The organism is Serratia sp. NPDC078593 (genome assembly GCF_050268245.1).
GTDB lineage: Bacteria > Pseudomonadota > Gammaproteobacteria > Enterobacterales > Enterobacteriaceae > JBNNGK01.
The window spans coordinates 25815-52814 of record NZ_JBNNGK010000010.1; the positions used below are offsets into that span (position 1 = coordinate 25815).

The window sequence follows — 27000 nt, forward strand, 5'->3', positions numbered from 1 at the left end:
TTATTCATCATGTCTATCCCAGGTGGGATGGCATGAGAAGTGTGAGGTTGATGTGCCACTATCCGCTTTTCCCGCATCGCGGGACCAATCTTTAACACATACTCGGGCCAGAACTCGGAAATTGCTGCTTACCAGCGCCATGGAACTGTACGACGGCGGCGTTTTTCCGTCGATTACCGAGCTGGCGTTACACGCGCAGGTTTCCCGTGCGACCGCCTACCGTTATTTCCCCACGCAAAGCGCTTTGATTACCGCCGTGGTTGCGGAAAGTCTTGGCCCGATCTTGCAGTGGGAACCACGTGATGACGATGCTTTACTGCGTATCCAACAATTACTGGCATTCGCCTATCCGCAGATGGAACAGCATGAAGGAGCATTGCGTGCCGCATTACAACTGTCTTTGCAACAATGGGCAAATGCCACGCCGGGTGAGAAGTTTGTGCGTGGGAATCGTAAACGTCTGTTGAAAATTGCCGTGGAGCCGCTGGAAGATAAATTACCACCGGATTCGTTACAGCGCGTGATACATTCTTTCTCGCTGATTTATGGTTCCGAGGTATTCTTGGTGCTGAAAGATATTTGGGGATTGGATATCAAAGGTATTCAGGATGTCACGCAATGGATGGCAAAAGCGATTATTCGTCAAGCGGAAGAAGACGTGCGCAACTGCAAAAAATAGCCAGCAGGATAATCCATTTTTCACGCGTAGGTAGCCGGAAAAGCAGCATGTTTCACTAAATGAATGGCCTATGTTGTTATAACTTTTACTGATATTAATGCTGTTAACGACATCCATTGATTAGCCGCAGGGAATAGGTTCTTGCGGCTAGCTGCTGTTTTTTATGATTATAAATCATGTGGTTGAAATTTGTCTTGTTCGGTAATAAATAAGCCTGCCATCGATATTACGTCGCCTTTCTCATGATAGTGCTCTTCCCATTTTCCATTTTTTTTACTGCCTTATTCCCCTCCACTTTATTTCACGAAATCTTGACCTATTAGGCGGGATTTTCATTGTTGTGCTTTATTTATTTGGTGTTACACAACGGTGACATACAAAACCAATATAACATTTGCAAACCAACAATGGATGGTAACTGGGATGGACAGTAAACGTAGAGGAAATAAGCCCGAGCAGGAGAAGTGTGCGCGTTCTGTGCCGGCTAAACATCGGATAAAGTTGAGTGTTGTCGCCTGCTGCTTGGCCGCTATGAGCAGCGGTGTGCAGGCGTCGCGTTATGTGGAAAATGGTCAACCCGGCGATGCAGCCAGCTGGCGCAATACTGAATTTAATGCAGACTGGGGGCTGGGTGCGATCAATGCCGATCGGGCTTATGCCGCGGGTTATACCGGGAAAGGGCAAAAGGTCGGTATCCTGGATACGCCGGTTTACAATCAGCACCCCGAATTTGCGGGTGACGGTAAATTGATTAATGTGATTACTCAGGGGATTCGAGCCTATACTGATCCACATCGACCGGGTATTAACGCGGGCGACCCTTTCTATTTTGATGGCACCTTCCATTTTTATAATGGTGCCACCCTGAGCAATCACGGTGTTCACGTTGCCGGCATTACATCCGCAAACCGTGATGGCGTAGGTATGCACGGTGTCGCTTTTGATTCGCAAGTCATCAGTGTGGATAACGATAACGACGGCCCCGCTTATGGTGAGTTTCTCGGGCTGGATGGTGCGGTGACGAACGCCGGTTGGCAGGCAATGATCGACAATGGCGTGCGGATTATTAACAATAGTTGGGGCGTCAGCATTCCCGATATTCTTTCTGATGGAGGCAAAGATCCGAATGCTTTGCACTTTGAATTGAAGGATGCGCAAGAGCAATTCGATCAGGTCAAACCGTTGTTGGGCAGTTTGGCGGGCGCAGGGTATCAGGGGGCGATTGATGCAGCACGTCATAATATTCTGGTACTGTTTGCCGCCGGTAACGATGGTAATTACAATCAGCCCGATGTCATCAGTGGATTGGGCTACTTTGTGCCGGATATTGCGCCAAACTGGCTGACGGTGACCAGTGTGGCGCAGGATCCCGACTCGGCCAATAGTGAGCCTTACACCATCAGTTCTTTCTCTTCGCGTTGCGGCTATAGCGCCAGCTTCTGCGTCGCCTCTCCCGGTAGTAAAATTTATAGCGCGGTGGCTAACGGTTCTGATCCCAATCACTTGACGGCAGATTATGCCAACAAAAATGGTACTTCAATGGCGACACCGCATGTGGCCGGTGCTGCGGCCGTGTTGCTACAACGTTTCCCTTACCTGTCTAGCGCACAAATAGCGAGCGTGCTGAAAACCACCGCCACGGATATGGGCGAGCCGGGTATCGATGCCTTGTATGGCTGGGGGATGATCAACCTAGGTAAAGCTATCAATGGGCCAGGGATGTTCTATACCGTTGACGATATTCCGCAAGAATTCCGTGTGCCGGATGCTGAGGGGGTTGCCTACGGTCCGACGCAATTTGTCGCGAATATTCCGGGGATTGGCAGCAAAATGGACACCGAAACCTTGCATGAGCGAGTTTGCGAGGATATCCAATGCGGTTTAGATGTCTGGAGCAATGCGATTTCTGGTCACGGTGGGCTGACCAAAGAGGGGAGCGGTACGCTGGTGTTGACCGGCGATAACCGCTACCTCGGGCCGACGCAGGTCAATCAAGGGTTGCTGGCGATCAACGGCAGCATTGTGTCTGATGTGTCAGTACAAAGCGGCGGCGTGTTGGGGGGCTCAGGGCGCGTAGGTTCTCTGACCGTTAACGCGGGTGGTGGCGTGTCGCCGGGGAACTCCATCGGTACGCTGAACGTGACCGATGACGTAACCTTCGAGTCGGGTTCACATTACACGGTGGAAGTGGCAGCTAACGGCAGCAGCGATCGGATCGCCAGCGGCGGATCGGCCACGATCAACGGAGGGGATGTGGCGGTGTCGTTGGAAAATAGCGGCAATCTATTGAGTGAAAGCGAAGTGCGCAGCCTGCTCGGCCAGCAGTACAACATTCTGACTGCTGCGCAAGGGGTTAGCGGGCAGTTTAGCGCCATCGCCCCGAATTACCTGTTCCTCGGTACCGGCCTACGCAATCAGTCTCATCAAATCACTCTCGATGTCGGTCGTAACGATACCGCCTTCGCCAGCGTGGCGCTGACCCCGAACGAACGTGCGGTTGCGACGGCGGCGGATGTATTGGCCGCGGGCAACCCGGTGTACGAAAGTATTCTGACCGCCGGCACGCCGAACCAGGCACGGCAGGCATTCCGCCAACTGTCCGGGCAAATCCATGCCGACATGGCCTCGGCGCAGGTGAATGATAGCCGTTACCTGCGTGATGCGTTGAACGGCCGGTTACGTCAAGCCGAAGGGTTGGCGGCCTCACCGGAGATTAAAGCCGATGAGGGCGGAGCCTGGGCGCAACTGCTGGGGGCATGGGATCATGCTTCCGGCAATGACAACGCCACCGGTTATCAGGCCTCCACCTACGGCGTGCTGCTGGGGCTGGACTCGGTTTATGCTGCTGACTGGCGTTTGGGTGTCGCCACCGGTTATACCCGGACTTCGCTAGATGGCGGTCTGGGTGCGAACGCGGACAGCGACAATTACCATTTGGCGGCCTACGGCAGCAAACAGTGGGGGGCGTGGGCATTGCGTGCTGGCGGGGGCTACACGTGGCACCGTTTCGATACCCAGCGCTCGGTGAACTATGGTCAGCATACCGATCGCGCCACGGCAAAATACAATGCACGCACCGAACAACTGTTCGCTGAGGCGGGTTATCGCATGGCAAGCGGCTGGGTTAATCTGGAACCGTTCGCCAACCTGGCCTACGTCAACTTCCAGAACAAGAGCATCCGCGAACAGGGCGGGGCGGCAGCGTTGCACGGTAATAAGCAACACACCGATGCTACCGTCTCTACGCTCGGCCTGCGAGCCGATCGGCAATGGCAGGCGGGGCGAGAAACCACCGTTGCTCTACGTGGGGAGTTGGGCTGGCAGCATCAGTATGGCAGTCTGGATCGTGACACTGGGCTGATGTTTAACGGCAGCAACTCGCCGTTCGTGGTTAACAGTGTCTCGGCCTCGCGCGATGGCGCGGTGATCAAGGCCAGTGCGGAAGTGGCCGTCAGCGAGCGTGCATCGGTGTCGTTGGGTTATGGTGGGCTGTTATCGGAAAATCATCAGGACAACAGTGTTAATGCTGGGTTCACCTGGCGTTTCTAACTGTCTGATGCAATCAACGGAGCCGTTTATCGGCTCCGTTTTCTTTATGGCGAAATAGTTACGTCAACACGTTCACTTCTCTGTAAGATCCCCAAAAAAAACGGCCCCCTGACGGGGACCGGTTAAAATGGGGGGTACATCTTTATTATTAGTAGTAAAGCCTGTGGCCTCGTACGGTATGCTATTGTTCTAAAATATATTTTTTAGAACCAGTGACCTGTACGTATTCCCTGGTGTCATTGCGATTATTGTAACGTTCTGTCTTGTATTATTTTTATAGTGTATTGCTGTGTGTAGCTTCTGATACCATGTTTGACTATAGAAGGTGGTATGTCAAGCAATGTTTCAGGATAAATATTGTATCTAATGCTAATATAGTATGAAGTTTAAACACATGAATAGCTCAAAGCGACTGAAAAATTAGAAAAAATCGAAGGATAAAATGGATAACAATCACCAGAAATTCGATTCGCAGTCGATTGCAAACCGGGTCAGAGAACTTTTTCTTCATCATGGGATAGGTAAGCGTCAACAGGCGAAAGAACTGAGCCGCATTTTGGCGCTGAGTTTTTCGCATGCGCATCGTAAACTGAAAGGGCAAAGCCCTTGGACGCTGGCGCAAATCAACAGTGTAGCGGCGGCATTGGATGAAACGCCGGCGGCTATCGTTGATATGACTGTCGACAGTGAGGCACCCGTGCAAACTATTGCACGAGATGCCATCTTTTCTATCGCCGGTGTGATGCTTCCTTGTGTTGCCTACCTTGGTGATGAGTTGAGCGGTGGGCGAGTGTCAGAATATGTCGCCCTGCAGCAAGATGATCGATGGGTGATTTATCGTGCTGATGAAGCACCGCTTGGTAACCGCTATGGTGTTGAACTGATTGAAATTCGTCCTCATAGTGGTGATGACGAACGGCTCAGCATCGCTGTGCTGGATGACTCACATCAGGCTGCCGATGAGCTCACGAAATATCTCATTAGCCGTGGTTTTGATGCGGTCGCGTTTTATGAGGTAACCGCATTTTGTCAGGCGTTGACGAAAAGCCTGTTTGACGGCTACGTGGTTGATTGGCTGATCGGGCAAGAAACGGCGCAACAATGCATTGAAGCGATTCGGACCTCTGATAATCCTGATGCCCCGGTGCTGGTATTAACCGGCCAATTGGGCACTGGGCTGCGAGAATCAGAAATCGCGCGTGCGATGCGTGACTATGACGTATTGGGGCCCTATGAAAAACCGGTGCGGCTCCACGTGATTGAAGCCGCCCTGCAACGTTGTTTTAATCTTTAGCCGCGGCAAATAACCTATCCAGTGCGTGGGATAACGCGTCCATACGCACAGGCTTTGTCAGATAATCATCAAACATGGCGCGTTGTTCTGCGCTAAGCAATTCCGGGGTATAGGCGCTGATGCCAATAATCGGGATGTGTCGGTTTGGCCCGCGCTGATTACGCAGCTTTTTTGCCAGCGCGGCACCGTCAATACCGGGCATTTGTAAATCCAGTAACAACGCATCATAAGGGCGTCGCAGCAGTTTCTGCAGCGCCCGTTCCGGCGAATCACACTGTTCGTGGCGGTAGCCGAGTTTATCCAACAGCGCCGCAAAAGCATCGCCGATCGATTTATTATCATCCACCACTAGGATCTGCTGTTGCTTCAGGTGCGGCACCGGCAAAGCAACCGCGCCCTCTGTGGTTGCGTGCGGTTCATCACTGACATCAACCGGAATGCTCACAATGAAGGTACTGCCTTTTGTCTGCTCACTGTAAACGGTGATGGTACCTTGCAGCAGTGTGACCAAACCTTGCACAATCGCCAATCCCATCCCCACGCCAGCGTATTGTTTGGTGTGTGATTGATCCAACTGAGTAAAGGGTTGGAAGATTTGGCACAGTTTTGCTTCCTCGATACCGATGCCGGTATCGGTCACTTCAAGCATCAGTGCGTTGCCGCCAGCTTGACGACGCAGACAACCATGCACGGTAATTGTCCCGCTTTCGGTATACTTGTAGGCATTAGTCAGCAAATTGACCAGAATTTGGCGAATCCGCAGCGGATCGCAATACAGTTGTGTATGGCTGAAATCCACCTCACACAGCAGCGAAATGTGCGGCTTATCGGCCAAGATGCCGATTTCATCCGTCGTTTCTTGAATTAACCGTTCTACGTTGAACGGCACGATACGTAATTCCATCATGCCGCTCTCCAGATGCGCATAGTCAGAGAGATCTTTCATCTGGCTTTCAATTTGCTGCGCGGCGGTTTCTAACCGCTGGAAGGTATCAAGGTGTTCTGTCGAGACTTTGGTGTTCATCAGCACATCTATCGCCGACATAATACTTTGTAGTGATGTTCGCAACTCGTGACCGATTGCACCCAGAAACGCATTTTTCGTGCGCATCGCTTTCTCTGCCTCAATGGCCTTCGCCTGCTGCGAAATGGTGATGCGTTGCTGGCGCAAAACAATCAGCGTGATGGCGACCAGCGCAATCACCGAGAACATAATAATCACTAAGCCATAGAAGATGATATGCCGCTTTTCGATGTAATCATCGTAAGCCACCGTGCGCTGTTTCACTTCGGCATGGTCTGCCAGGTTCGCCATTTCCACCGCATAGGGTTTCATGTGCTGCATGACGTTAGAGATTTTGGTGAGATCCAGCGGTGATGTGCCGATGAGTCGATCGAGCGCGTCCATTTCTTTTAGCATATGCGCAATGACCTGCGGATAACCCGGCTCACGGTACAGCGGTTGGGTGGATTCAGAGACGGTTTCCAGCACGTAGAAACGGGAGTATAAAATCTCAAATCGTAGCCTGAGCGCATCGATATCCACTTGGTCGATATGCTTTTGCTGTTCGATATAGGTTTCGAATTCTGCCATTTTGATGGCGAATTTCGCGATCGACCACGAGTAATTTTCCTGCGTACCGGCGATGGCGTATAACCCTTTCCGCGAGAGCGTAGCGCTGTAGTAGTACAGCGTGATGGTCGAGGCAACAAGAAACAACGCCGCAAAAATAGCGGGAATCGCCAACCGACCGCTGCGATTAAACCGGGCTAGCTTCATTTGATCACAATCCTGTTGACCTGCCAGATAAATCGCGCGTTATACAACGGTGAATTCAATTCGGCACCGGCATCGTCACGCGGATAAACCAAGAATAATGGCCCGAAGTTCCTGATTTTCAGTCTCTCCCCGTTCATTTGATAGGCGAGGATAATCCCGTACTGCTGTACGTCGGAAAGTGGGATATCAATATAGTAATCATTGAGGGCATGCATCGAAATCGTCTGCCCTTTGGCGCCGACCTTGGTCAAAATATCGGCTACCGCCACGCCATCAAATTGGCGCTGAGGCGTCCATGAGGTGGAGGTGGTGATACTGCGCATCGGCATGGTGAGCAGATCGCGTTCGGTAAAAACATAACGCTGGTTTGCCGGATCGGTAAAGTGGCTGATATTGCCCGACACCTCCAGAGTAAAGCTGCGTGCAGGAACTTGGGTGATGATCAGGGCCAATATCGCCAGTGTGATATTTCTGATCATGAGTGACAACATCAGGGGATTCTCCGCAATACAAGGATGAGGAATATACCCTTCATACTTCACGTTGCTTGGGTGTTGGCTGCCTTTCTTCATCCTGGTCACAGAGTGGGCTATGCTCCCAAGGACGCATTCAGTTAGCGCCTACAAGCAACTCGAATTATTTTGGGTATAGATAAATTTCGCTGGCTAAAGGGTGGCAGAAAACGGCGAGTTGTGCAGGTGAAAATTGCACAATTACCCGATTGTGGCGACAAATAAATAGGAGCCAGAGCCGCCCCCGGCGGTTTCTTCGTCGGGGGCGCGAGTTTAGGGCTCAGCCAAGAAGCGGGCGAGGCGTTGCTGTAAACGGCTATTTTCTTGCCGTAACTCGGCAATTTCATCCAGTAATGTCAGCGTAATCGCAATACCTGGCCAATCTAACGCCAACTCATGCTGCAGCCGCTGGGCGCGATGAAAGGTTGCCAATGCCCGATCGTCAAACAGCCAAGCGTCTGACGCCGCATCGTGTGGTGCAATCACGCCTAATCCCACGACCTCGAGCAACTCGTCCTCAGACACGCCGGTATGCAGGCAAAACTCGGTCACCGTGAAGCTGATTTTTACGTTAGCCATGTTGTTTCCCCCATCCCTTACGCGGATCAAAGTTGGACTGAGCTTCAGCCAATTGACGCCATAATGCCGCGCTGTGTTCATCGGGTTTGGCTGGCATCACGACTTTAATCACCGCATACAGATCGCCATTCTGCTGTGTGCCTTTGCCCAACAGCCCTTTTCCTTTGATGCGTAGACGCTGCCCGGTTTGGGTGCCGGCAGGAATAGACAGCAGGATGCTTTCTGTGACGGTTGGTACCGGTACCTTAGCCCCTAGCGCGGCTTCCCACGGTGCGATGGGCAGCACGATTTCAAGATTATGGCCCACGATGTCGAACAGGGGATGCGGAGCAATGCGCACGATCAGGTACAGATCGCCATTCGCGCCGCCGCCGATACCGGGCGTTCCTTGGCCTTTTAAGCGAATGCGTTCGCCTTCGGCCACGCCCGCCGGTATTTTCACATTGAGCGTTTTCGGGATCTCACGCTCGATCATGCCAAGCATGTTATACACCGGCAGGTTATAACTGATGGTGCGGGTTTGTTCGGCGAAGGTGTCCTCAAGAAAAAGCGCCACTTCAATGTCGATGTTTTGGCCACGCTGAGCGTGCTGTTGGCGGCTGCGGGCACGATCGCCAAACATCGAGGAGAAGATGTCGGAAAAGTCTTCGTTATCGTGAGTGCTGCCACGCCGGGTTTGGCGGCCAAACTGGGGATCGTTGCGGTGTAAACGTAATTGGTCGTATTCAGCACGGCGCTCTGAATCTTTTAGCACCTCGTAGGCTTCGGCGACGTCTTTAAACTGTGCCTCTGCGTTGGGTTCCTGGCTGACATCAGGATGGTATTTGCGTGCCAAGCGGCGGTAGGCGGTTTTTATCGCCTTGAGATCGTCTGATGGCTTAACGCCGAGAATAGCGTAGTAATCCTTGAATTCCATAGTGTTATCATCTCATCGCAATCTTTCGTCAGAAGAATAACCGGGTCCGTTTTTACTGTATCCGTACTCATAGTAGGGCACTGAAGGTGAACATGACGAGACAATTTTGTTTTCAATGGGTGTAAAAAAGGCCAGGTGAGCGCCGCACCTGGCCTGATAGCGCGTTGATAACAAACCACACGTTGAGATCGTAGCCTGCATTAAAACGAAGATCTCTAAATGTGAATGGCATGATTATGCGGGATACTTACAGCACCACTCTATAATCCATTTTTCCGCAAATTTATAAGATTCAAATTCTTGGGACGTAAAATAGAATTCACCATCATCACAAAAATATCAGCTACATATTTTTTATTTTCGTTTTTCCTTATTTCACGAAATTTCAATGCTTCACCTTATAGTGCTAACGATTAAGCTAACGGGTAGCCAAAAGCGTAGCTTTTGACTGCCCGGCGAACAAAGTGAGCGATAGTTGAGCGTATTGTTATATGCTCAACTACGGGGCTGCAAATGACATGCAGCGTTGCAGAAGCTGTGATGCATGCTCAAAATTTTCTTGCTGCTCCTGCATTTGATAAGCCCATTTTATGCCATGGAAGAAATTATTTCTAAAGCGCAGCACTATGATAAGCATGACTGCCAGCTCATCTCCCGGTGACGACTCGTTTCCTGACAGGATTGAGCGAACTAAATCTGGCTCATCTTTATCCCGTAGGTGCAGGTGTTCAAATCTATGGGTAGGTTCACCGTTTTGGAAGTAGCGGTTCCTAGCGTACTCGAGGTGTGGGGCAAGCCAATTTTCATTGAGATGGCCTTGTGCCTCCCATTCTCGAGATTTAATTACTAGTTTCTTAGTTGATGCTGAAGTGCCCAATACTTGAGCTTCGAATAGCGTCCACATGATTGTGAATGTATTCATCGCCTCAAACTCTTCTGGGCGTAGTTGGCTAAAGCCTGGAGCGAAGCGCTCTATGAGTTCGTTTGCACTCACACTGCCTCCTTGACATTTAATGGTTAAGCTAACGGGCGGCCAAAAGCGCAGATTTTGGACGTCCAGCGAACGGAGTGAGCAACAGTTGAGCTCATTATTAGCCGTTCTCGATGCTAAGTAGAACAATGTCTTTGCCTTTCTTCGTGAGAAAAGCACGGAGATTGCTACCTATGCGCATTACATAAATTTCTTCGGTTGTGCCAGTTACTCGCCGAACTGACGGGTTGTTTTCGAGATTAGATACATTTAGAGATTCAAGTTTAGATACTAGCTGCTGTACCGAAACCTGCCTGCGTACTTCATTTTTCTGTAGTTTTTCTTGTGCTGGCTTAGAGAGGAGTACGCTCATTTTACCCCCAAATTCTTTAGGAACGTTTTGGCATCAACCAAAGATGCCTGTTCTGGATTTTTCTGTATAAGAGCAGCAAGCCCTTCAAGTTTTGCTTTCCGGATGAGGGCAATACAATGCTGGTCATCTGCATATCTCATGACGTTTTCATCGTAATTTAGAAATCTGACATGGGTGAAAATCCAGACCCCGGAAAATAGTGCTAACAACCAGAAAGAAGAGACTTTTGGCAGTAGCGACCAAGTTAATATGCCTTGCGGCATTATTTGACTTGCCATGATGCTTGATAAGACACCAATTACTACGGTCAGTATTAATGTCACCGATAACCGTAGTCGTGGTGATTTTGCTATGTATTCCACGTGGCCTCCATGCATAGCTCCTGCGTATAACGGCTTATTAGTACGAATGCGCGTTTATCATGTTTGATTAGTGAAAATGTTCATTGTTAACTAATTGTATTTCAATAGAATTATCGGATTTTCTTCAAATGCACCACCTAGACAAGCGCACATGTACCTTTTCCGAACCTATTATCTACTTAATAAAAAGTATAAGTAATTAATTTTAGGCTATTTATTTAAACATAAATGAGAAAACGCGCACGAATGCAGGATAAGAATTGTTCAAAACCCTTATAATTTGAATACGACTGTATACTTATCCCGTTTTTTGATGGGTAGTAGTGAGTTACCTCACACGGGGTGTATCGATGAGTCAATAAAGGCCAGAGAACGATGCTCTAGCCTTTCATTTTTCTACAGTAAGAACGTGTGTCGGTGGGTTTCTACATTAACGCATGGTCACAAACTCTTCCGCTGCGGTTGGGTGGATCGCGACGGTGTTGTCGAAATCTTGCTTGGTGGCGCCCATTTTCACTGCGACGGCAAAGCCTTGTAGCATTTCGTCCATACCAAAACCAATACCGTGGATGCCGACAATCTTCTCTTCTTCACCCACACAGACCAACTTCATACGGCATGGCTGGCGGTGCTGGGTGACGGCGCTGTACATGGCGGTGAAAGAAGATTTGTAGACCTTAACCTGCTCGGTGCCATATTTTTCTTGCGCTTGTGGTTCCGTCAGGCCAATAGTGCCGATGGGCGGATGGCTAAACACCACGGTTGGGATGTTGCTGTAATCCAAATGTTCATTGGGCTTATTGTTGAACAGGCGTTCAGACAGGCGACGGCCAGCCGCGACCGCGACCGGAGTGAGTTCCACCGCACCGGTATTGTCACCTACTGCGTAAATGCCTTTCACATTGGTGTTCTGGAATTTATCCACCGTGATGTAGCCTTGATCGTTGGTATTCACACCGGTGACCGCCAGATTCAGATTATCGGTCGCTGGTTCGCGGCCGATGGCCCAGACCAGACAGTCGACGGTGAAGGCTTGGCCGTTTTCCAACTGAAGCGTCAGGCTACCGTCCGCGTTTTTAACGATGGCTTTTGGCACCGATTCAGTGTGTAGGCTCGGCCCTTCGGTATTCATCACTTCCACCAGCGTCTCTACGATCAGCGGATCGAAGCTACGCAGCGGGGCGTGCTTACGCACGAACAGGTGAGTTTCTGCGCCGAGTGCGTTGAGTACGCCGGCGATTTCTACCGCGATATAACCGGCACCCACCACGGCAACGCGTTTTGGCAGCGCGTCTAACTCGAAGAAACCATCGGAATCAATGCCGTATTCCGCCCCTGGAATCGCCGGGTGGTTTGGACGACCACCGGTAGCAATCAGAATATGGTCAGCGGTGATCGTCTCGCCATTCACTTCGACGGTATGGGCATCAACGAATCGTGCGAAGCCTTTGATCACATCAACTTTATTTTTCCCCAACACGTTGTCATAGGAATTATGGATGCGATCGATATAGGCGGTGCGGTTGGCGACCAGCTTCTGCCAATCAAAAGCGTTAACGGTGGTGTCGAAGCCGTAATCTGGCCCGTATTGATGGATAGCCTCGGCGATTTGCGCCGCGTGCCACATGACTTTCTTCGGTACACAACCCACATTGACGCAGGTGCCGCCCAGTTCTTTGGCTTCAATCAGCGCACATTTTTGGCCATACATGGCTGCCCGGTTGATCGATGCGATACCGCCGCTGCCGCCGCCAATTGCTAGATAATCGTAATGTTTCGTCATCTGGGTTTTCCATGAGTTGTGTAATGTGAAGAGGGTAGAGTTTAACGCCTGATAAGGGTTTGTCGCAAAGATTGCGTCGATGGCTGCGATAGTTGGCATTGTGGCGCGCCGTGGACGCGCCGCAATGTGGGGTTACTCTGGCACCACCCAATTCACCAGGTGATGGCCAATGCCCGATGGCACCAGCACCTTGTGCAGCCACGGCAGCACGTTATTCATCTGCTGCTCTAATTTCCACGGTGGGTTAATCACGATCATGCCTGAAGCCGTCATGCCGCGTTGATCGCTGTCGGGTTTCACCGCCAGTTCGATCTGCAAAATGCGCCGGATGCCGGTGGCTTCCAGATCTTTCAACATGCGTTTGATTTGCTGGCGCAGCACCACCGGATACCACAGGGCATAAGTGCCGGTAGCAAAGCGCTTGTAGCCTTCCTGAATGCCTTTTATCACATCTTGATAATCGGTTTTCAACTCGTAAGGGGGATCCATCAGAATCAACCCACGGCGTGATGCCGGGGGCAACTGTGATTTCAACTGCTGATAACCGTCGGCACGTTGTACCTTGGCACGTTCGTCCTTCTGGAACTCGCCGCGCAGCAACGGATAATCGCTGGGGTGCAGTTCGGTCAGATGAATTTTATCCTGTGGCCGCAACAACTGGCGGGCGATCAACGGTGAACCCGGGTAGTAACGCAGCGTGCCGCTACGGTTAAAATTGTGTACTACGCTCATGTAGGCTGCCATTTCTGACGGAATATCGTCACGCTGCCACAACAGGCCGATGCCCTCCAGGTATTCCCCGGTGCGCTCGGCGTGCTCCCCGCTCAACTGATAACGCCCCGCACCGGAGTGAGTATCCAGGTACAGCAGCGGTTTCTCTTTTTCTTTCAGGGATTCGATGATCAGGCTTTGAACGGTGTGCTTGAGCACGTCGGCATGGTTGCCAGCGTGAAAACTGTGGCGGTAACTTAACATGGCGTCTGGTCATTCCTTGTGCTCCGCGCGGAGCAGGCTTGATAAGGGCGTATAATCTGCCCACAGTATAAACTGTCTGGCCGGGAAAAACTGAATTGCGTGATCTCAGGTGATGTAAAGGAGCGATAGAACATGCGTGACAACATATTGGATCGTTATCCCAACGCGGCACGTTGGGCATTCGGCGACAGCTCTGAACTGGCAGATGAATTGTTGCAATTGGTGCTGAGTGGGCAAAAAACGGCCACCTGCTGTTCTTATGTGAGTTATCAGCAAGAGAAGGTTCCCGCCGTCGGTGATTACAGTGTCATCCTGAATGGTCAAGATGAACCCACCTGCGTGATTAGAACGCTGTCGCTGCGATTGATACGTTATTGTGATGTCACCGCCGATCTGGCCGCCAAAGAGGGTGAAGGGGATAAAAGCCTGGCTTTTTGGCAGCAAGGGCATCGGGCGTTTTTTACGCGGGAAGGAACGTTTGCAAGTGATATGTGGCTGGTATTTGAAGAGTTTGAGCTCGTTGAAACGTGGTAAACGCTCAAGGGATAGTCAGGGACAATTTCAGTGTTCTCCGCGCTGGCAAAGACATCACGTTTACGCGTGGCCGGTTGTTTGCGCCGCCAGTACGCGCGTTACCGCACTCTCTGACAACGTTCGATCATTGATTTTCCTGCCGTTCGGCACCATGTTAACCATTACACCCGAATTTTAGGCCCGCCCTATGCGGTTGGCCCCAACGATAATTAGGACAGCCCTATGACAAACCCGTTGTTGACACCGTTCTCCCTGCCGCCGTTTTCGGCGATCCGTCCAGACGATATTGTGCCCGCGGTGAAATCCGCATTGGCCGACTGCCGCGCCGAAGTTGAACGTGTGGTGGCGCAGCCGGGGCCATTTACCTTGGATAATCTGGTGCAGCCGCTGGCGGAGTCTGACGATCGTCTGTCGCGCATTTGGTCACCGATCGGCCACCTCAATTCGGTAAAAAATAGCCCGGAACTGCGTGAAGCTTACGAACAGGCGCTGCCGCTGCTGTCTGAATACGGCACTTGGCTGGGACAACATGAAGGGCTGTATCAAGCCTATCGCAGCCTGAAAGAAGGTGACGGTTTTGCTCAACTGAGCGTTCCACAGCGTAAGGCCGTGGACAACGCCCTGCGTGATTTCGAACTGTCGGGCATCGGCCTGTCGCCAGAAAAGCAAAAACGGTACGGTGAAATCGTCGCACGTCTGTCAGAACTGGGGTCGACTTACAGCAATAATGTGCTTGATGCCACGATGGGGTGGAGCAAGCTGGTAACGGATGTCAATGAACTGAGCGGCCTGCCGGAAAGTGCCTTGGCGGCGGCACAGGCGATGGCGCAAGCCAAAGAACAACAAGGTTGGTTGCTGACGTTGGACATGCCGAGCTACCTGCCAGTAATGACCTACGCCGACAATCAGGCATTGCGCGAAGAAATGTATCGTGCGTTCACCACGCGTGCTTCTGACCAAGGGCCGAATGCGGGCAAATGGGATAACAGCGAGGTGATGGCGGAAACGCTCGCATTGCGTCACGAACTGGCGCAGTTGTTGGGCTTTGCCACCTATGCCGAAAAATCGCTGGCCACTAAAATGGCAGAGCATCCGCAGCAGGTGATTGGTTTCCTCACCGATTTGGCGAAGCGCGCACGTCCGCAGGCGGAACAAGAGTTGGCGCAACTGCGTGCCTTTGCTAAACAGCATTACGGTGTTGATGAACTGGCCGCGTGGGACATCACCTATTACGGTGAAAAACAAAAACAGCATCTGTTCTCGATCAGCGATGAACAGTTGCGCCCTTATTTTCCGGAACAGCGGGTGGTGGAAGGGCTGTTTGAGGTGGTGAAACGCATTTATGGTATCACCGCGAAAGAGCGCAAAGATGTCGATACCTGGCATCCCGAGGTGCGCTTCTTTGATCTGTTTGATGCCAGCGGTGCGCTGCGCGGCAGCTTCTACTTGGATCTATACGCGCGTGAAAACAAACGCGGTGGAGCCTGGATGGATGACTGCGTTGGCAGCCTGCGTACTGCCAACGGTGAGTTGCAAAAACCCGTTGCGTATTTAACCTGTAACTTCAGCCGTCCTCTCGGTGACAAACCGGCATTGTTCACCCATAACGAAGTCACCACGCTATTCCATGAGTTTGGCCACGGTTTGCACCACATGCTGACGCAAATCGACACCGCTGGCGTCTCTGGTATCAACGGTGTGCCGTGGGATGCGGTCGAGTTGCCGAGCCAATTTATGGAAAACTGGTGCTGGGAGCCAGAAGCCCTGGCGTTCATTTCAGGCCACTATCAAACCGGTGAGCCTTTGCCGAAAGCCTTGCTCGATAAGCTGCTGGAAGCTAAAAACTATCAGGCGGCGCTGTTTATCTTGCGTCAGTTGGAGTTCGGCTTGTTCGATTTCCGTATGCATGCCGAATACAGCCCGGAAAAGGGAGCGCAGATCCTGCCTACGCTGGCGGAAGTGAAGAGCATGGTGGCCGTGGTGCCGTCACCAAGTTGGGGGCGCTTCCCACATGCGTTTAGCCATATCTTCGCGGGCGGCTATGCTGCGGGTTACTACAGCTACCTGTGGGCAGAAGTATTGTCGGCAGATGCCTATTCGCGCTTTGAAGAAGAGGGTATTTTCAATGCCGAAACCGGCAAATCGTTCCTGGATAACATCCTGTCGCGCGGCGGATCGGAAGAACCGATGGAACTGTTTAAACGCTTCCGTGGCCGTGAGCCGCAGCTGGATGCTATGCTGCGCCATTACGGAATTAAAGGATAACTCGACACGTGAGCGTGTGTTTATTGTGTGAAGAAGGCGCCGATCCCGGCGCCTTATCTCTGTTGGCCGAACGCTGGCAACTGACGTCGGATGATGACGCGCTGATGGCCTTGGTACTGACGCCGCAACGGTTGGAGTTGCGTAAGCGCGACGAACCGAAACTCGGGGCGATTTACGTCGATTTTGTCACCGGGCCGATGGCGCATCGTCGCCGTTTTGGCGGCGGCCGTGGTGAAGCGGTGGCGAAAGCGGTCGGTATCAAAGGCAGCTATTTGCCCGATGTTGTCGACGCCACGGCGGGGCTGGGGCGCGATGCGTTTGTTCTGGCGGCGCTGGGGTGCCACGTGCGGATGCTCGAACGTAATCCGGTCGTCGCCGCGCTACTCGATGACGGCCTACAGCGCGGTTATCAGGATGCCGAAATTGGTGCATGGCTGCGTGAGCGGTTGACGCTGTTGCACGCGTCGAGCCTGACGGCGTTAGCGAACCTGGATCCTCGCCCGGAAGTGGTCTATCTCGATCCGATGTATCCGCATAAGCAGAAAAGCGCGTTGGTAAAGAAAGAGATGCGGGTGTTCCAGTCGCTGGTGGGCAGTGATGACGACGCCGATGGCCTGCTAGAGCCTGCGCGCCGTTTAGCCACCAAGCGTATCGTGGTAAAACGGCCAGACTACGCGCCACCGTTGGCCGACGTGCCGGCACATGCGGCGAGTGTGACCAAGAATCACCGTTTCGATATTTATATGCCCTATCCCCGTCAACCTTGACGCTGTGGCGGTGTTGGCTGCGTGTGCTCACCCCAGTCACGTAGTCAGCTACGCTCCTGGGGCTTCGCCCTGTTGCCGCCTAGCCACAACGCCAATTATTTAGGGGATATTGCCGTCAACCTTAACGCTGCGGCGGTGTTGGCTGCGTGCGCTCACCCCAGTCACGTAGTTAGCTACGCTTCTGGGGCTTCGCCCTGTTGTCTATCTCTTCGTCAGACTGGATGTCGATCCGCTGTCGGCGGCGTTGCTGGCGATATTCATTGAACTACCTCCCATTTTTCTGAATCCACCTGAAAACCCTCTGGCAAAAATGCAAACCGGATCGCATGATTCAGTCTCACCTCTCCGACTTATAATCAGAAAAAATAATGAAAAAAATGCTTCTGCTGGCTGCAGACCACGTCGCAAACCGCCTCTTGCGTAGGGGCGTAGCATGCTGCGCCCGCCAACTTCCCTGTTCGTTTCACATGGCGCGAACCGGCTCGCCTGCGGTAATTTCCACAAAATTATTATTTTGTCGCCAATCACTGCTTGCCGTATTGCTTGGCCTGAGCACCTCCGCGCTGGCCAGTGAACCAGTCAATATCACGATCCTTGGCACTTCAGACTTGCATGGCACCTTTGTGCCGTGGGACTACGCGACTGATACCGAAAACCTGGCGGGTAGTTTGAGTCAGATCGCTACGCAGGTGCAGCAAGTGCGAACCCAGCAGCCGAACGTCATTCTGGTGGATGCCGGTGACACCATTCAGGGGAATTTTGTCGAAACGTTTAAAAACGATAAAACCAGCCCGATGATCCTGGGTTTCAACGCGCTGAATTACGATGTTTGGGTGATAGGCAACCACGAATTTGATTTTGGCCTCAAGTCGTTGTCCACCTCACTGAACCAGTTCACCGGCACGGCGCTGGCCGGTAATATCCTGTGGGAGAGCGGTAAACCGTATCTGCCGGCGTACAAAATCATTGAGCGCCAAGGGGTGAAAATCGGCATCATCGGCATGGATACGCCAATGACGGCGGAGTTCGCCAAAGGCACCGATCGGGTGAAAGGGCTGAACTTCACAGATCCGGTGCAGGCGGTGAAACAGGTCATCCAGCAGATTCAGGGTGAGGTAGACGCCCTGGTACTAGTGGCGCACATGGGCATCGACAATGAGAACCAGCGGCCGGGCACCGGCGTGGGTGACATTGCGCGGGCGAATCCAGAGCTGGCCGCGATCGTCGCCGGCCATATGCATGTGAAAGTGGATAAAGACGTGATCAACGGGGTGATTATCACCGAGCCAGACAAATATGGCCGTGCGCTGTCACGTATCGATTTGCAGTTTGAGCAGCACAATGGCAACTATGTGCTGATCAACAAGGACAGTTACACCTACTCGATCAACGGCCTGGCGTCGGATAAAACGCTGGAACAGATCTACCAGCCGTACCATAAAATTTTGCGTGCAAACGCCAATCGCCCCGTCGCGCAGCTTTCTGGGCAGGATTTGGTGCCGCCGGATGCGGTAAAGGGCATTCCGCAGGTGCATGTGCAGGATACCGGCATCAGCCAACTGTATCAGGAAGCCAGCCGTTACTACGCGCCACAGGCGCAGGTGATTGCGTTGCAGATTGATAACGATCGGCCGAAGCTGAATGTTGGCACCATCACGGCCAAAGACATCGCCTTCAATTACCAATATGCCGGTGGTGAAATCACCGTATACCAGCTTAGCGGCAAAGAATTGAAGAAGTACATGGAGTGGTCAGCAGGCTATTTCAATCAGTTGCATGACGGCGACGTAACCTACAGTTTTAACCCACAGCGCCGTGCGTCAAAGTACTCCACCAATGATTTCTTCGATGGCGTAACCTATAAAATCGACCTGCGTCAACCCGTTGGGCAACGCATTATCGATCTGAAAATGGCCGATGGCACGCCGGTAACTGACAGTACGCCCATTCGTCTAGGGATGAACAGCTATCGCATGGGGCACCTGACGCAAAAAGGCGGTGTGCTGGAGGGGATGCAGTTCCCGGTGTTGTCCGACAGTAAGGCGGAGTACGGGGAGGAGGCCGGTACGATCCGTAATCTGACTCTCCGTTATCTGGAGGAGGTAAAAAAAGGGCAGTATCACGGGCAGCCGGTGCAGCGCTGGCAGTTGATTGGCTTAGATGGATTCGAACGTGAGCGTAAAATCGTCGAAAAGTTACTGAATGATGGCAAAATCAGCGTACCGTCAACGGCCGATGGACGTTACAGCAATGTGGCCTCAATCAATGTGAAAGCGTTGCTGTTTAATGACGCGCAGGCACGCAAGCAGCATGAGGCCGCACTACAGGCGCAGTTAGCTGCCGCTCACGATCCGCAGTTGAAAAAGCGGTTGAGCGATCGGCTAGTGATTATCGCGGCGATCAATAAAGTCTAATAACCTCGGCAACGGGCGCGTTTGTTGCGCCCGCTTGTCACCCTTTATCCGCTATTTTCCGCGCGTAAACGCTTGCCAACCTGACCACCAGGGTGCACGGCTAATAGCGTTTCTTTACTGTAACCGTTGCGTGCCATCAGGCAGGCGCAGGCCGCGTCAAAAATCGCTAATACCAGCACGATAGAGGTGGTTGCCAGCATATTCAGCGGATCTATTTCCTCTTTGACGCCGGTGGGGATCACCAACGTTGCGGCACGGGCGATAGCCGAATCGGGATTCTCGGTCACGCTAATCAGCGTTACGCCTTTGGCGGCCAGCGTAGGTAACAGGCGCGTGAGCTCATCAGAATTGCCGCCGCGTGAAATCATGATCGCTAAATCATCAGCGCGTAAAAAGCCTAAGTCGCCGTGTGCTGCATCGGTCGCATTCAGATAGATGGCCGGTTGCTCGACGCAGGCCAGCATATGGGCGACTTTCCGTGCCGCAATGCCAGAAGTGCCGACGCCGGTCACCGCAATCTTACCTTGGCAACCGCTTAATAACGTCATTAACCGCTGCCAACATGTTGGCTCAATGCGTTGGCTGAGCTGCGCCAACTCCTGGCTGTAAATCTGCCAAGCCGCGCAGGCGCGTTGCCATTCTTGCTGGCTCATGCTTCCTCCTGCATCAGTTGACGGTATGTCATATGATCGTGATACAGCTGGTGGAATACGCGGTATTTGCGATCGTAATAACGTTTGATTTTATTGGTCTGCGGGGTGACGGTTTTCCCGATGCGGCTCATGGCGTTCATCGCCTCCGGAAGCGTGTCAAATACGCCTGCCGCCACGGTGCCCATCATCGCCCCACCCAGCAGCATCGCTTCACTCTCTTCCGGCAACAGCATGGCGCACCCGGTGGCGTTGGCATGCTCTTGCACGAAAATCGGGTTTTTGGTGCCGCCGCCGCTGGCCATAATGGTGTCTATGCTGTAGCCGCTCTGATTCATGGTTTCGATGATATGGCGGGTGCCGAGCGCGATGGCCTGAATCGCCGCCAAGTAGTGCAGTGCCATATCCTCCGGCGTTCGTGACAGTTTTAGCCCGGTCAGCGTGCCGGTTAACGTTGGGTTCGCACGCGGTGAACGGTTACCGTGAAAGTACGGCAGCATATGAATGTCTTGGGTCAGAAACGCAATATTCTCTGGTTCTCCCGCCATGCGGCGCAGTAAGGCGTTGAGCAGTTCATAAATGGTCTGACCTTGCGATTTGGCCTGGGTTAAGAGTGTTGGATAACATGGGTGCGATTGAATGATGTGATCAATGAGGGCGCCGGTGGCCGATTGGCCGCCTTCGTTCAGCCAATACTTTGGTAAAATGGCGGAATAGTACGGCCCCCATACGCCGTTGATGAAGCGTGCGGTACGTGACATGGCCATGTGTCCGGTCGACGTGCCGCCGATCAAGGCGATACGCCGATCGAAATCGGCCACTTCGCCAGATGCCCCGGTTGCCCCGATGGTGCCTAGCGTACCGGCGTGAGCGTCGATGATGGAAACACTCACCGCAGTGCCCGCCATCAAGCCCATTTCGGCGGCGGCGCGCTGGGTCAGGCCGTGGCCCAGCGGTTCACCCATGATTTTGACATCACTGCCGATTTTTGCCGCGTCATGTTCCAGCACGTCTTCCAAGCCAATCTGTTTGAAATAGCTTTTATCCCAGCGCTGCTCATGGCCGAGATAGGTCCATTTGCACACCGTCGAGCACAAGGAGCGAGTCGTATCCTGTGTGGCACGCCAGGTCAAAAAATCGGGCAGATCGAACAGATAACCGGCGTTGGCCCAGGTGGTTGGCATATGCTGCTTCAGCCACAGCATTTTCGGCGTTTGCATCTCGGGGGAAATAATCCCCCCGACAAAGTCTAACACTCGGTGTTTGGTGGCGTTGATACGCTCAGCTTGGGTAATCGCACGGTGATCCATCCACACGATGATGTTTTGTTCGCTGCGGCCGGAGGGGCTGATGGTCAGGGGGTTGCCTTCTTTATCCAATACCACCAGTGAACAGGTGGCATCAAACCCCAACCCTTTGACTTGAATCGGGTTGATGTCAGCCTGACTGACGGCATCGCGCACGGCGTTACAGACCGCGAGCCAGATGTTGTCGGAAGATTGTTCGACAAAATCGGCTTGTGGCCGATAGATGTCTATTGCACGGCTGGCCTGGCTCACCATGCGTCCCGTTAGGTCAAAAACACCGGCGCGTGCGCTGCCAGTCCCTACGTCTACGCCAATAAAATAACTCGCCATTATTTTTCTCCGTATAAGGTTACTTCCCGCATTTAACATGCGCAGCGACCTAGGCTTTTCGATTTTGTAATGCGATGAACAGGATCAGCACCGTGCCCCATAGAGCCATCGTCAGATAACTGCTGATACCGAGCAAATTCAGGCCACTTTCGATCATTTGCAGCACAATCAACGCCAATACCAGCCCAAGAATACGGCCAAAACCGCCGTCGGGATTAATTCCGCCGAGTACCGAGGCCAAAATGGTCACCAACAAATATGATTCGCCATAGCCAGCCTTGGCTGAGTTGAATTTAGCCATCATCAATAGTGCCGCACCCCAGCCAAGCAGGGCTGAAAGGATATACACCGCAATGTGCACCTTGGCCGTGTTGACGCCGCTAAACAGCGTAGCCTGCTGATTGGAACCCAGCAGATACAGGCTGCGCCCCAGCGTCGTGTGCTCGAGCAAAATCCACAGCCCGACCGTAACCAGCAAGAACAACAACAGCGCTACAGGAATACCGAGCAGGGTACCGTTGCCAAGATATTGAATCGCCGTCGGGAAACCAGAAATCACCGCGCCGTTAGAGAGCAAGATATTGAGGCCGGTGATGAGCGTCATGGTGCCGAGCGTGGCGAGGATCGGAGAGACACCAATCCAAGCGACCAACACCCCGTTCAGGGTGCCGATGGCGACGGCAACCGCCAGCCCGGCGAGCAAGGCGAGGCCCACGAACAGCGGTTGATCGGGATGGCTGACAATGATCGCCGCCATCACCAGTGAACAGGCGTTAGCCCCCGCGATAATTGACAGATTGATGCCACCGGTGAGCATGGTGATGCCCATCCCGAGCGCTAACATCCCGAGGATCGGTAATTGTGAGGTGATCGATTGAAAATTACCGACGCTGAAGAAACGCGATCCGAGTAATCCAGCGAACAGTAGTGCAACGGCGATAATGATCACGCTTTGCAGGCGAATGATCCGATCGCGCGGGATCAAGCGGGTTAGCTGTGTCATGGTTATAGCTCCTTAGCCAGCTTGCGTTTTTCATTCCAGGCGGTGCTGCTGATGCTGATTAAAATAATCAAACCGCTGAAGACCGTGTGCCAATATGAGGAAACGCTGAGCAACGTGAGGCCGTTCTGTAAAAAGGCCAGCAATATCACCCCTAACAGGGTGCCGACCAGCGAACCGCGGCCACCGCTCATGCTGGTACCGCCGAGTACCACTGCGGCCAACACCGTGAGCTCAAAACCGAGCAGTGAGTTGGGCGCGACCGATTGGGTAATTTGCGCCTGAACCACGGCGGCGATCCCGGCGAGAATGCCCATGTAGCCGTAAACATAGAAATGGAGCCGCAGCAGGTTCAAGCCGAGGCGCGATGCCGCATCGCGGTTGCCGCCCATCGCGAAAATTTGTCGCCCAAGACGGGTGAAATTCATCAGAACACCGGTGACGACCGCGACTGCCAGTAGACACAGCAGGGGCAGCGTCACACCGTAGTCGTAACCGTCGGCGGCGGTGAAGGCGAACCAATTGATGCCGTCCATGAACCAATCCGGAAAACCGTACAGCCAGGTGCCGTTGGTGGCGTAAACCAGCAAACCGTAAAACACATTCAGCGTTGCAATGGTGATGATAATTGCCGGCACTTTCAGCCAATAAACCAGAAAACCGTTTACCAATCCGAGTAGCAAACCGACGGCGATCGCCAGGGCGAAAGCCAGTGGGAAGCTGCCGCCGTGCTGAATAATCCAACTGGCCATGACGTATTGGGCAATGGCGGTGATCGCCGGGAACGAAATATCAATACCGCCAGCGATCAACACCACAAACAGGCCGCAGGCCAGAATACCGAGAATCGCGTAGCTGGTGGCAACGTCGGTCAGGTTGCCGATGGTCAGAAATTCATCGGTGCTGATGCTGAGCCCCAAGGCTAAAATCAGCACCAGTAGGCCAAGATAAAATTCATGCCGTCCGGCCAGACGGGCGAGCAACGACTTATCCATTCACCACCTCGGCTATCTGTTGTTCGGTGCACTGATGTGGCATGAATTCGGCGACCAGCTCGCCTTTGCTCATCACCAGCACCCGATGGCTGTTGTAATAGGCTTCAGGGATCTCATCGCAGATCATCAACACTGCCATGCCCTGTTCGGCCAGATCTTTGGCGATCTGGTAGATCCCCTCTTTGTTGGCAATATCAACGCCGACGGTAGGGGAGTCGAGGATCAGGACTTTGGGGTGAGTTGCGACCCACTTAGCGATAGCAATGCGTTGGGCGTTGCCGCCGGACAGTGTTTTCACCGGTAAGGCGCTATCGGAGACTTTAATGTTCAGATTGTGAATGAGTGAGTTCACTAACTGCTGGGCTTTTTGATGATTTAACAGGCCGAGCGGGGTACGTAATTGGTCGAAAACCGTGACGATGGTGTTGTCGTAGATCGATTGTTCCATAATCAATCCCTGCGTCAGACGGTCTTCCGAGACGTAACCAATACCGTGGCGTATTGCCTCGCGGTTGTTGTGCAGCGTAACCGGCCGCCCTTCAATGCGTATTTCACCGCTGTCTGGGGAGGTCATACCGAACAAACTTAGGCATAATTCGCTACGACCTGCGCCTAACAGCCCGACAATGGAGACGATCTCGCCGCCGCGCAGCGCCAGATTGATATGGCGGTATTTATCACCTCGGCTAAGATTGCAGACTTCCAACAGGGGGGTACTGTCAACGACGGGGCGTGCGGGCAAGTGGCTGTAATGAAAGCGTTGGCCGGTCATGAGGAAAGCCAGCTCGTGGCTGTCTAACTCAATGGCTGGATAGGTCCCAACCAGTTTGCCATCACGTATCACGCTGATGCGATCGGCAACTTCCATCACTTCGTCCAGCCGATGGCTAACAAACACCACGCAGATCCCCGCCGCTTTTAATTCATTGACCACCCGCAGCAGGCCATCAACTTCTTGGCGGGTGAGCGATGCCGTCGGTTCATCCATGATCACCAGCCGTGCTTCGGCAGCGATGGCACGGCAAATCGCCACCAGTTGGCGGTCGGCAATCGACAGTTTCTCGACTTTTTTATCGGGATCGATGCGCACACCAACACGCGTCATGGCGTCCAGCGCGATCTGGCGCATCGTTTTACGTTTAACCCAGAAATTACCGCCGGGTAAATAGCGGTGAATAGCGATATTTTCCGCGACCGTCAGGTTTGGAAATAACGACAAATCTTGATAGATCACTTGAATGCCGTAATAACCGGAAAGCTGCGGCGTCAGTGCATGAAATAACTTTCCTTCCAACGAAATATTGGCCCCTTTTTCTGGCTGATAAACACCAGAGATAATTTTAATCAGGGTGCTTTTGCCACAGCCGTTTTGCCCAGCCAGACAATGTACTTCGCCTTTATTGAGCGTCAGGTTGATGTGGTCCAATGCCAAAACGCCGGGGAATTTTTTACTGATATTTTCCAGCGTGATAAATGCGGTCGAGGATGTCATAGCGTTAACCTATTATTCAGCGGTTTATACCCGTCATCTCGCGTGTGACCTCGTGCGTGGCAGCGCCCATCCTTGGGCTTACCTGCCGAATGCCATGCGAATGATTCAAGGTATAAATAAACTGTGGCGTAGTCACTGTGCTGCGCCTTTCTATGTTATGGATTCCCGGTGTGGCGAATATACTCTTCATACTTCACGTTGCTTGGGTGTGGGCTGCCTTCCTTCACCCTGGTCGCAGAGTTGGCTATGCTCCCAGGGACTCATTCAGTTGCCGCCTACAAACAACTCGAATTATCTTGGGTATAGGACGAACTAAAAACCGAGTGATTTAGCGTTATCCTTGGTCACTTCCAGAATTTTATTAAACCGAATCACTTTGTTATCCATATCGACCTCGGCTTTTCCCAGCCCGTCGATCGACAAATCTTGGGTGACTGCTTTTCCTTGCAGTAACCGATCGGCCACGGTGACGAGTGCAAAACCGGCGTCTTTTGGATCCCACAACAGCGCTTTTTTGATGTCGCCCCGCATCAGATAAGGGGCTGCCTGCGCAGGCATGGCAATACCCACCACGGCGATTTTATCTTTAGCGCGTTTCTTCGCGACGGCCTGACCGGCGCCAATAGGCCCCAGCGAACCGAAACCGATGATGCCTTTCATTTGCGGATAGGTTTTCATCAGATCCAGCGTGGTGGAATAGGATTTATCAATGCTTTCGGCTACCGGCAGGCGTTGAGTGACTTCGAACATCTCCGGGTATTTTTCTTTTTGGTATTTAATCGCTGAGTCGGCCCAGGCGTTATGCAACGGCACGGTCAGTGAGCCAACGTAAATTGCGTAGCCGCCTTTACCGTCCATGTTTTTAGCCAGTTCATCGACGTTGGCCTGCGCATATTTATCACTGTCGATGGTTTCGATATCCCATTGACCAATCTGCTGGTCTGGTGATTCATGGGTCAGTACCACAATGCCTTGATCACGGGCTTTTTTTAGCACCGGTTCAAGTACTTTGGCATCGTTCGGCACCACAATGATTGCGTTAACTTTCTTCGCGATCAGATCTTCAATTACTTTGACCTGTGCCGCGGGATCGGGCGTTGAAGGCCCTGTCTGGTAGGCATTGACGTCCAATGCCTTCGCCGCATCGTTGACACCCACTTCCATACGGTTGAACCACGGAATGCCAGTGATCTTTGCCACGACAGCGATTTCATATTTTTCAGCAGCGAAGCCCGGTGTTGTTGCGAACATGCACGCAGAAACCACACATGCATTGAATAATGCGAGGTTAAATTTCATAGCTGTACCTTTCTTATCTGTAGGGGTGGCGTTTTTTCCACCGATGCAGATTACAAAGGAATGGAAGAAGAAGGGTACTGCAAGAGAGCAAAATGTGATCGCCACACATTTTGGTAAAATTATGGCGACTTTTGTGTTAATTAAAAGTTAAAAAAATAAGAGGTGGTAATATTAC

General features: G+C 52.4%; 22 protein-coding genes. 8 read left to right on the forward strand and 14 right to left on the reverse strand.

What is annotated here, in order from left to right:
* Positions 1-139 precede the first annotated feature (139 nt).
* The 3 genes from ACQKDS_RS12545 (at position 140) to ACQKDS_RS12555 (ending at position 5522) form a co-directional block, all read left to right on the forward strand.
* Positions 140-679: a TetR/AcrR family transcriptional regulator gene (locus ACQKDS_RS12545; RefSeq protein WP_399671169.1), complete on the forward strand. Its 540-nt coding sequence runs from the start codon at positions 140-142 to the stop codon at positions 677-679.
* Positions 680-1102: 423 nt separating this feature from the next.
* Complete coding sequence (locus ACQKDS_RS12550; RefSeq protein WP_399670835.1) at positions 1103-4228, forward strand: autotransporter outer membrane beta-barrel domain-containing protein; 3126 nt, start codon at positions 1103-1105, stop codon at positions 4226-4228.
* A 442-nt stretch (positions 4229-4670) separates the two neighbouring features.
* Positions 4671-5522, forward strand: coding sequence for a helix-turn-helix domain-containing protein (locus ACQKDS_RS12555; protein WP_399670838.1), 852 nt, complete (start codon positions 4671-4673; stop codon positions 5520-5522).
* Here ACQKDS_RS12555 and ACQKDS_RS12560 read toward each other — a convergent pair.
* The 8 genes from ACQKDS_RS12560 to ACQKDS_RS12595 all read right to left on the reverse strand — a co-directional run bounded on the left by ACQKDS_RS12560 (position 5512) and on the right by ACQKDS_RS12595 (position 13772).
* Positions 5512-7302, reverse strand: a complete 1791-nt coding sequence (locus tag ACQKDS_RS12560) for a hybrid sensor histidine kinase/response regulator (protein WP_399670841.1) — start codon at positions 7300-7302, stop codon at positions 5512-5514. The two genes, ACQKDS_RS12555 and ACQKDS_RS12560, sit on opposite strands and share 11 nt — an antisense overlap.
* Positions 7299-7793 carry a molybdopterin-dependent oxidoreductase gene (locus ACQKDS_RS12565; protein WP_399671172.1) on the reverse strand — a complete coding sequence of 165 codons (495 nt, stop codon included), beginning with the start codon at positions 7791-7793 and terminating at the stop codon, positions 7299-7301. The genes ACQKDS_RS12560 and ACQKDS_RS12565 overlap by 4 nt, the downstream gene beginning before the upstream one ends.
* Before the next feature lie 294 nt (positions 7794-8087).
* Entirely contained in the window at positions 8088-8393 is a 306-nt protein-coding gene (gene cbpM, locus ACQKDS_RS12570; protein ID WP_399670844.1) for a chaperone modulator CbpM, read from the reverse strand.
* Positions 8386-9309 (reverse strand): curved DNA-binding protein, encoded by a 924-nt coding sequence (cbpA, locus tag ACQKDS_RS12575; protein WP_399670847.1) that lies wholly within the window; start codon positions 9307-9309, stop codon positions 8386-8388. The genes cbpM and cbpA overlap by 8 nt, the downstream gene beginning before the upstream one ends.
* Before the next feature lie 499 nt (positions 9310-9808).
* A complete protein-coding gene (locus tag ACQKDS_RS12580; RefSeq protein ID WP_399670850.1) occupies positions 9809-10303 on the reverse strand; it encodes a hypothetical protein in 495 nt (164 codons plus the stop codon).
* A 345-nt stretch (positions 10304-10648) separates the two neighbouring features.
* Positions 10649-11014 (reverse strand): hypothetical protein, encoded by a 366-nt coding sequence (locus tag ACQKDS_RS12585; protein WP_399670853.1) that lies wholly within the window; start codon positions 11012-11014, stop codon positions 10649-10651.
* A 430-nt stretch (positions 11015-11444) separates the two neighbouring features.
* The gene (gorA, locus tag ACQKDS_RS12590; RefSeq protein ID WP_399670856.1) at positions 11445-12797 is read right to left on the reverse strand and encodes a glutathione-disulfide reductase; all 1353 of its coding nucleotides are present in this window, start codon (positions 12795-12797) and stop codon (positions 11445-11447) included.
* A gap of 132 nt (positions 12798-12929) precedes the next feature.
* Positions 12930-13772, reverse strand: coding sequence for a 23S rRNA (adenine(2030)-N(6))-methyltransferase RlmJ (locus ACQKDS_RS12595; protein WP_399670859.1), 843 nt, complete (start codon positions 13770-13772; stop codon positions 12930-12932).
* Positions 13773-13904: 132 nt separating this feature from the next.
* Between ACQKDS_RS12595 and ACQKDS_RS12600 the strand changes: the two genes are divergently transcribed.
* The 4 genes from ACQKDS_RS12600 (at position 13905) to ACQKDS_RS12615 (ending at position 19752) form a co-directional block, all read left to right on the forward strand.
* A complete protein-coding gene (locus ACQKDS_RS12600; RefSeq protein ID WP_399670862.1) occupies positions 13905-14306 on the forward strand; it encodes an ASCH domain-containing protein in 402 nt (133 codons plus the stop codon).
* A gap of 222 nt (positions 14307-14528) precedes the next feature.
* Entirely contained in the window at positions 14529-16571 is a 2043-nt protein-coding gene (prlC, locus tag ACQKDS_RS12605) for an oligopeptidase A (protein ID WP_399670865.1), read from the forward strand.
* A gap of 8 nt (positions 16572-16579) precedes the next feature.
* Positions 16580-17338, forward strand: a complete 759-nt coding sequence (rsmJ, locus tag ACQKDS_RS12610; protein WP_399670868.1) for a 16S rRNA (guanine(1516)-N(2))-methyltransferase RsmJ — start codon at positions 16580-16582, stop codon at positions 17336-17338.
* Between the two features lie 467 nt (positions 17339-17805).
* The gene (locus ACQKDS_RS12615) at positions 17806-19752 is read left to right on the forward strand and encodes a bifunctional metallophosphatase/5'-nucleotidase (RefSeq protein ID WP_399671175.1); all 1947 of its coding nucleotides are present in this window, start codon (positions 17806-17808) and stop codon (positions 19750-19752) included.
* 44 nt (positions 19753-19796) lie between these two features.
* Here ACQKDS_RS12615 and ACQKDS_RS12620 read toward each other — a convergent pair whose 3' ends face one another.
* The 6 genes from ACQKDS_RS12620 to ACQKDS_RS12645 all read right to left on the reverse strand — a co-directional run bounded on the left by ACQKDS_RS12620 (position 19797) and on the right by ACQKDS_RS12645 (position 26825).
* Positions 19797-20405, reverse strand: a complete 609-nt coding sequence (locus ACQKDS_RS12620; protein ID WP_399670871.1) for an SIS domain-containing protein — start codon at positions 20403-20405, stop codon at positions 19797-19799.
* Entirely contained in the window at positions 20402-22039 is a 1638-nt protein-coding gene (locus ACQKDS_RS12625; RefSeq protein ID WP_399670874.1) for an FGGY-family carbohydrate kinase, read from the reverse strand. Before ACQKDS_RS12625 ends, ACQKDS_RS12620 begins: the two co-directional genes overlap by 4 nt.
* Positions 22040-22088: 49 nt before the next feature.
* Positions 22089-23042 (reverse strand): ABC transporter permease, encoded by a 954-nt coding sequence (locus tag ACQKDS_RS12630; protein WP_399670877.1) that lies wholly within the window; start codon positions 23040-23042, stop codon positions 22089-22091.
* Between the two features lie 2 nt (positions 23043-23044).
* Positions 23045-24034 carry an ABC transporter permease gene (locus ACQKDS_RS12635; RefSeq protein WP_399670880.1) on the reverse strand — a complete coding sequence of 330 codons (990 nt, stop codon included), beginning with the start codon at positions 24032-24034 and terminating at the stop codon, positions 23045-23047.
* Positions 24027-25526 (reverse strand): sugar ABC transporter ATP-binding protein, encoded by a 1500-nt coding sequence (locus tag ACQKDS_RS12640; RefSeq protein ID WP_399670883.1) that lies wholly within the window; start codon positions 25524-25526, stop codon positions 24027-24029. Before ACQKDS_RS12640 ends, ACQKDS_RS12635 begins: the two co-directional genes overlap by 8 nt.
* A 312-nt stretch (positions 25527-25838) precedes the next feature.
* On the reverse strand, positions 25839-26825 hold the full coding sequence (locus ACQKDS_RS12645; RefSeq protein WP_399670886.1) for an autoinducer 2 ABC transporter substrate-binding protein: 987 nt from the start codon (positions 26823-26825) through the stop codon (positions 25839-25841).
* On the opposite strand from ACQKDS_RS12645, the gene ACQKDS_RS12650 reads away from it, so the two are divergent.
* Positions 26713-26976 (forward strand): hypothetical protein, encoded by a 264-nt coding sequence (locus ACQKDS_RS12650; RefSeq protein WP_399671194.1) that lies wholly within the window; start codon positions 26713-26715, stop codon positions 26974-26976. The genes ACQKDS_RS12645 and ACQKDS_RS12650 overlap by 113 nt on opposite strands.
* Positions 26977-27000 lie beyond the last annotated feature (24 nt).